Source organism: Aliivibrio finisterrensis, from assembly GCF_008933155.1.
GTDB classification, from domain to species: Bacteria; Pseudomonadota; Gammaproteobacteria; order Enterobacterales; family Vibrionaceae; genus Aliivibrio; species Aliivibrio finisterrensis.
The window spans coordinates 1-266 of the sequence record NZ_WBVP01000127.1 but is presented as its reverse complement, the minus strand read 5'-3'; the positions used below and the strand labels follow the sequence as shown (position 1 = coordinate 266).

Annotated in this window: 1 protein-coding gene; it reads left to right on the top strand. The window is 50.0% G+C overall.

Annotated elements, in window-relative coordinates:
• Window positions 1-16 precede the first annotated feature (16 nt).
• The coding region (locus tag F8B77_RS17405; RefSeq protein WP_151656919.1) for a hypothetical protein at window positions 17-266 on the top strand (250 nt) is incomplete at its 3' end.

The window sequence follows — 266 nt, the reverse complement described above, 5'->3', positions numbered from 1 at the left end:
AGTGGGCATTAACGGTGTGGATGCCAACAATCTTAATGAAGTGAATGGTCAGGTGGACAGTCAATCGTTGACCACGGTGGCTGCGATCCAGACTCTAACCGATAGCGTCAATGTGATACGAACCTACGCGTTGGATAATACGCAACCTGCACCATCGGTGAGTGATTATGCTGACTTTGGCGTCACGGGTATTGATGCCAACAACCTCAGTGAAGTGAATGGTCAGGTAGATAGCCAATCGTTGACCACGGTGGCTGCGATCCAGA